The sequence below is a fragment of the Paenibacillus sp. O199 genome (assembly GCF_001636635.1).
Classification (GTDB): domain Bacteria; phylum Bacillota; class Bacilli; order Paenibacillales; family Paenibacillaceae; genus Paenibacillus; species Paenibacillus marchantiae.
On sequence record NZ_LGRP01000030.1, the window covers coordinates 50,426 to 56,955 of the forward strand.

General features: G+C 37.0%; 6 protein-coding genes and 1 pseudogene. All 7 read right to left on the reverse strand.

Annotated elements, in window-relative coordinates:
* Window positions 1-77 precede the first annotated feature (77 nt).
* Window positions 78-1,319, reverse strand: coding sequence for a flagellin lysine-N-methylase (fliB, locus tag A6049_RS26765; protein ID WP_063567527.1), 1,242 nt, complete (start codon window positions 1,317-1,319; stop codon window positions 78-80).
* Window positions 1,320-2,263: 944 nt separating this feature from the next.
* Window positions 2,264-2,599: a flagellar protein FliT gene (fliT, locus tag A6049_RS26770; RefSeq protein ID WP_063567528.1), complete on the reverse strand. Its 336-nt coding sequence runs from the start codon at window positions 2,597-2,599 to the stop codon at window positions 2,264-2,266.
* Window positions 2,592-2,996 (reverse strand): flagellar export chaperone FliS, encoded by a 405-nt coding sequence (gene fliS / locus A6049_RS26775; RefSeq protein ID WP_063567529.1) that lies wholly within the window; start codon window positions 2,994-2,996, stop codon window positions 2,592-2,594. The genes fliT and fliS overlap by 8 nt, the downstream gene beginning before the upstream one ends.
* A gap of 41 nt (window positions 2,997-3,037) precedes the next feature.
* Window positions 3,038-4,573, reverse strand: coding sequence for a flagellar filament capping protein FliD (fliD, locus tag A6049_RS26780; RefSeq protein WP_063567530.1), 1,536 nt, complete (start codon window positions 4,571-4,573; stop codon window positions 3,038-3,040).
* A gap of 15 nt (window positions 4,574-4,588) precedes the next feature.
* Complete coding sequence (locus A6049_RS26785) at window positions 4,589-4,966, reverse strand: flagellar protein FlaG (protein WP_063567531.1); 378 nt, start codon at window positions 4,964-4,966, stop codon at window positions 4,589-4,591.
* A 98-nt stretch (window positions 4,967-5,064) separates the two neighbouring features.
* Entirely contained in the window at window positions 5,065-6,294 is a 1,230-nt protein-coding gene (fliB, locus tag A6049_RS26790; protein WP_063567535.1) for a flagellin lysine-N-methylase, read from the reverse strand.
* Between the two features lie 143 nt (window positions 6,295-6,437).
* Window positions 6,438-6,530: pseudogene (locus tag A6049_RS34245) on the reverse strand (flagellin); the annotation flags it as partial.

Below are 6,530 nucleotides of genomic sequence, written 5' to 3' on the forward strand. Positions count from 1 at the left end.
TCCATTGTCAATTGGTAAAGTAAATGTTTTCTTGGAATTTTTTGTAGATTTTTGTTGAATACACTTCATTGAATATATCAATTCTTAATGAGCAAACATAGATATCCCATTGCTTCATATTTTTCATTTTCCAGAAATTCAATTATATTTTTCACATACACATTTGTATGTTCCGCTGTTTTAGTGAATGATTGGACAACTTTTACAACTTCGTCTTTTGTCAATCCTTTATTTTTTATAGAAATCCCAATAAGAAGGAGTTTCAAAAGCGTATAATGACTTACTAATATAGTGTATATTCTATACACATTTCTTTTTTCACTCTTAGGGAATAAGTGAGAGTAAATATAATTCACTGCATAGTTTTCAAAAATAAATTCATGGTCATCCATAAAGGGTTTATAGTAATCAAGGTATCCGTTTTGGTAGAAACTCACTAGATCAACAAGTTTACCCAACTCTTTTTGCTCATTAAGGCCCTCTAAATAATCTTGTACACACGACGCAAACCTACTGTCCGATCCAATATTGCCGAGATTTTTAGAAATGATATTATTCAACGTTATAAATTGAAATTCATGATCGGCGGGGAAAGTATCGTAATCTTGTAATACTTCATCATCATCCATTATTACTTTAAACTTTTCTATAAGTCCTTTAACATTAGTTTCATCTTCTAAGTTTTGATTTATTAATTGTTGTAATTGTTCACAAAACAATCCTAATAAGATCAATCTATGTGAAAAACTGAATTGTCTATTTTGGATAATTTCAATAGCAAAAATTCTTATTTCCCAGAAGAAATTCATAAAAGAAGAATTGTATTGAGTAGTAACCCTTTCCTTTATTTGTGCATTAGCTTGCACCATAGGCTCTGTATACGTAAACTCCATTTTTTCAGGGTTTAATAATGCTAATCTGGCCACTTCTGGACAGGACATCACCGCAGAAATCTCCTGTTCGTTATTTACCCAAAATATATTACGTGGATAAGTAGCGCATATTGGTGCCAAATACCTCTCTCCAAGAGATCTCTGTATTGTACAAAGCTTCTGTTCATCTAACATAGAACAACATCCTGTTCTCCTATCCATCTCCATTTGTGCAAAATGTTCATTAGTTCTATTAGAGGGTTCTAATCTTTCCATACCATTTTTAAGTTTTTCTCTTAACGCTTTCTGCGGAATACTTGTTAGATTATTATAGGTTTTCTTGTCAATTCGCACCTTCCATCCTATACAGCAGCTATCTTCACATTCAGAACCGATACATTTAAAGTCCAGCATATATGTTGGTACAAGTGCCTTTGGAGCATTCATAATATTTCACTCCTATTCATAATTTCATCTCTTTCAAGCAAACTAATTTTTGCAAATCACTCTTACTTTGAGTACTTACTAGTTGCCGATCATTTTAATAGTAGGTTCCATAAAAAAACTTATTCCTCACTAAACTTGCGGTGTATGGCCCATATCTATAAATAACCACTTCCAACAATTCAAGCAAGTCACTAGACGAATGGTAGTGGCGATCCAAATCAAAGGATAATCCAGATCTACTGCTAACTACTGTTTAGAGTTCCTCTAACTTCAAATTAGCTAAATCATTCATTGTACGCTCAAGCGTATTACAACCGCTAACATTCGTAGATACTAAAGGTAAAACGATTGATAACTCCTTCCCTGCCAATGGTGTGCGTATGCTGTCTGATACCAGGATACAGTTCAGGACCTATAATAACAGTGTCTTGTACTCAGAACGCGATCGGTTTTGATTCTTATCTGAATGAACTGGATAACTGTTCAAGAGTCATGGTGTTCAATCTGTTTCCCGGGCAACAATATCTGTATCCTGATACGGCAAAGTTATGGCAGGAAGCCGCAGCATGAGTATATGAACGAAGCAGAAGGTGGATATGTTATGATCTACAAGTACTGTCTAACACACTTTCCTTCCATCATCTCGATGAGTATGAAGCTGAGATATATCTGATAAGGGATATATTAGGGCAATACAAAATATCACATAAAAGCAAATCACTAATACAGTAGGAAAACAAAACTTTTACATCTACATAATTCCGAATGAATACCGCAGAGCCATATAACAAGAATACCTTAACACATGATCCGAGCTAAGGTATCTAAGAGTTTAAATCAAGTTCTTCCGATATCCAGCAAAATAAATAAGGCATCCGGCAAGTGGAAACAGAAGCTGCATATCTCCTTTGTCTCCAAAGCACCGGATGCCTTGTTGTTACATTCTATTTCCGACTATCCATCAGATAAGCATCTGGCGTATAAGCTGTTTCATAGGTCCTTCGTTGTGCTTTAGCCTGATTGCGCTGCTTCAGCCAATGAGCCGCTTCGTTGCGTAAGAAATTAATGCGAACTTGAATTGTCATATCACGGCCAATAACCGCTCTTATGCACTGTTTTTCTGATTCTGTTAGTGGACTTTCCGATGCTTTCTGTTCGATCTGATCTACGATGATCTGTCTTCGATCCATCAGTTCGGAGAGCTCTTCATAAGTCAGCGCACCCAGCCTGCTCTGGATATCTTCCGACAGCTCTTCGAGAAGTCTGATCGAATCAGACATTAACCGCACTCCCTACGGAAGGCGCCGGAGTCGCAGAATCAAGTTTGCTGGCTTCGATCCAGGTTTCTTTTAGATCACACAGGTAGCCGAGAGCTTCTTCGGCCAGTTCTTTGGATTTTTTGATGTTGGCTTGAATTAGAAGATGATTCATATATTCATATAAGGAAAATAAACTTTTCGATATTTCATAAGAGCGGTCTAAAGTAGCCATAAGTTCAGATACGATCGTCTGAGCCTTTCCGAAAAAGAGATTTGCTTTCTCAATATCTCCATTTTCGACTCCATGAATCGCTGTTTTCACAAAACGAATTGCTCCATCGTAAGTCATGATTAGAAGTTGTGCAGGAGAAGTTTGAACTGCATTTTGGCGATATTTCTCATGTGGGGAAGTCATCATCTTCTCATTCACCCTTTACATAATTATTATTGTGAATTGAATTAACCGACTGATCCTGTCAACTGTGAGAGTTGCGACTGATATTTGGTCATTGCTGCTTCCATAGCTGCAAATTGTTTGTAATAGCGATCTTCAACAGCACTCATTTGAGTTGTCATTCTTTTAATACGACTATTATAGTCTTCCATTTGTTTACCCATGATGCTTTCAGGTTTAAAAGCAACCGTGGTGCTTCCATCAAACTTTGATGTACCCGCTCTCTTAGAAATACTATCCATTGCCTTATCTGCAGCAGATGCTAATTTACCGAATATGGATTGAGATACGTTTTCTCCTGTCCCTAGGAATAACTCAGTTAATTGCTGCGGATTCGATTCAATAGCTTCTTTGAATTTCTGTTCGTCTAGGTGGAGTTTACCATTCTCATAATAATATTTAGTCGATATTCCCATTGAGCTTAAGCCAGGAACCTGCAGGGCAGATCGCATCTCACTAAGAATTGTTTTTAAGAATGGATCATTCTTAAGTAAACCACTTTTAGCTTTTTTCTCCCAAGCTGTAATATCGGTTTCACTCATAGTAGAACGTTGCTCTTCTGTAAGAGGAGGAAAGTCCTTGAATTTTTCTTCCCTGATCATCGTATTTAAATTATTGATCAATTTATTGTAATCATCAATGAAGGTTTTGACTGTTTCAAGCGCTTTAGTAGGGTCCGTTTGGGTTGTTACAGTAATAGGACCTTTATCAGCAGTTAAACCCTGGAACGTCAATTTAACTCCATTGTGCGTGACAGAATTTGAATCGCTTTTCAATACTTCCCCACCATTAATTGAATACTCGGCTTGCTCCCCCTTTGCTGCAACTGCCTTGTCAGTCCAATTTTGCTGTGTATCGAACAGTGTTAAAAAACTATTGTTTACTGCAAAGTCTCCGCTAACTTCAGGTTTTAAAGCCCCAGGAATCTCAATTGTGCTAGCTGAGCCTTCTATTTTAGACGTAAGTATGAGCTTCCCTGATAAATCATCAAAAGCAGCTTTAACCTTCATATCCGGGTCAGCATTAATTTTGGAAAGAACAGAAGAAAGTTGATCAGTAGCCTTAAAATCAAGGGTCTTTCCGTTGATTGTAACCTTGAACTGCTCAGTAAGATCAGTAGAGCCTTTTAGAGTTGCTAAAGTATCCATATTTTTAATTCCAGACTTTGGAGGTGTTTCGATTTTGGCTGCTGTAGCCAACTTCGTAACTGTTACAGCCATCTGAACACCATTAGCCGAAGCCAGTGCTTCAGCCTTAACGGCAGAACTTGCCGAATCAACCATTTTGCCACTGCTATCTTTCATAGTTGCAATTTGCGTGTTGAGAGCAGCTGAATTACGATAACCACTAGTTTGAGCTGTCAACTTGTTTTTCCCGAAATCAAACAGTTGGCTGTTTACTTCTCTGTAAGTCTCTCGTTGCCATTGCAGAGCCTGTTTATTTTGATTCATTTTATCCAAAGGAATTCGCTTGGATGCCATCATGCTTTTGACCAAACTATCTATATCCATACCCGAAAAGCCATTAACTCTTGTAACCATTAATTTCCCTCCCTCTTATACTCTCTCGTCAACAATAATTCCAGCGAGCTCCATCATGTTAGCTACTAGATCCAATGTCTTTTCAGGCGGAACCTCACGAAGTAACTCACCAGTCTCTTTGTTAAGCACTTTCACTATGATTTGATTTGTTTTTTCGTGAATGCTAATGTCCAGGGTAGTTTGCGGACCTTCTAACGCTTTTACTGCCTTCTCGATGCGGCTAATCAATTGCTCTTGCCCTAAAGAAGCAGTAACAAGTCCTTGTTGTACAAGATTGTTCAAATCCTTAGTTCCATGGGAAGCGGACACAATTGTTCCAAGAGTGCCCAAGCCAGCAATCGCAGGTGAAACCTCAGACTTAGTTTTGGCTGACAGTGAAAACTGAATATTCATCTCCGAACCCCTCCGACATTCAAATTCACTCATTACTCCTTATTATCGGCAATGAGAAGTGAATGGTTTAGGAATTCCGAAAATTTGCTTTTTTGAAGTTAGTTTTTGATCAATACAGACATGTAAGCCATACTTGTAAAACCGTTCTCTTTTAAGAGATTAAAGATTCCAGTTAAAAACAAACTATTATGCTCAACTACTTTGGAAAAAACCTGAATTGTAGCAATTATCGACTCTTGACTAAGACCTTCTTCCGCACCAGCAAGTCCGATAAGATGCAATTTAATAATCGCATAGTGGATTACAAGCAAGACGTAATTGTCGAAGACCTCATCAAAACCAGAAAGAGGGAAAAGATTTTGGTAAACATGGTTGACCAGATAATTTTCCAAAATATATTCGTGTTCTGACATGAAAGGACGATAGTAAGAGTGGAAAGCACGATCATATGCAGCAGCTTTTTCGTCCAAAAGTGAATCTCCAGAAGCATCCAATCCTTTTATCACCTTATCATATAGTTCCAGGTATCTCTTACTTCCTATCCCGTAAACAAATCTTTGCTGAGCAATCTTTTTAATCAACTCCATTTGTACTACCTGTTGCACGGGGATTGCATCAAAAGAATTTTTCAAACTTGAATCATTAAACATAATTTTATAGCTAGAAATCAAATGAGGCACTTCTTTATAGCGACTTTCCTTCATATATTCATCAAGTTTTTTATAAAACATCCCCAAGAAAATCAATCGATTCTGAAGCTCATAGTTTCGATCCTGCAAAATCTGTATGGTGAAAATTCTTAAATCCCAGAAATATTCAGCAATAGGAGCCGTATTTTCATTTTGGGTATTTAGCACTCTATGACGGCTAGATTCTGCCTCTCCACTTTGAATAATTTGATCAAATTCAATTCCATCAGGATTAAGTAAGGCTAATCTTGCGATTTCAGGACAAGACACTGTAGCTGATTTTTCAAGTCCTTCATCCACTCTATTTATATTTCGTGGATATGTGCTACAAACTTTAGAAAGATAAGATTCTCCTAATTCTAATTGAATCGAACATAATTTATTTTCATTCAAAAAAGAGCAATTTTTCTGATCATCCATTTTTAGTTTAGCGTATCTGAGACTATTCGGATTGGAACGATTTCTGGAAACGAATTTTTTGAGCATAGGAGTTAATTTCGAGTGTTTAACTTTACGATATTTTTGATAGGTCTTTTCATCAATATCTACGCGCCAGCCGGAACAGCAGCTATCTTCACATGCAGAACCAATACAAGAAAATTTTTGCATATATTGTGCTGAAAGAATAGTTTGAGTCATGTAAAAATTTCTTCCTTTCTTTTGAAGAGTCGTTACTATAATTATCGGAAAAAACACTCTAGCTCGTAACCTATTATAAGAAAATAAAACAAAAAAAAGAACCAGAGCTAGATGCTCTGATTCTTCTAAACAAGCTTTTAAAATTAACGAAGCAATTGCAGAACACCTTGTGGCTGTTGGTTCGCTTGCGCCAGCATAGCTTGGGAAGCTTGTGCCAAGATATTGTTCTTGGTTTG

Coding starts and splice junctions, on each gene's coding strand:
- fliB (WP_063567527.1), bottom strand. CDS start 1,319: ATGAATGCTCCAAAGGCACTTGTACCAACATATATGCTGGACTTTAAA.
- fliT (WP_063567528.1), bottom strand. CDS start 2,599: ATGTCTGATTCGATCAGACTTCTCGAAGAGCTGTCGGAAGATATCCAG.
- fliS (WP_063567529.1), bottom strand. CDS start 2,996: ATGATGACTTCCCCACATGAGAAATATCGCCAAAATGCAGTTCAAACT.
- fliD (WP_063567530.1), bottom strand. CDS start 4,573: ATGGTTACAAGAGTTAATGGCTTTTCGGGTATGGATATAGATAGTTTG.
- A6049_RS26785 (WP_063567531.1), bottom strand. CDS start 4,966: ATGAATATTCAGTTTTCACTGTCAGCCAAAACTAAGTCTGAGGTTTCA.
- fliB (WP_063567535.1), bottom strand. CDS start 6,294: ATGACTCAAACTATTCTTTCAGCACAATATATGCAAAAATTTTCTTGT.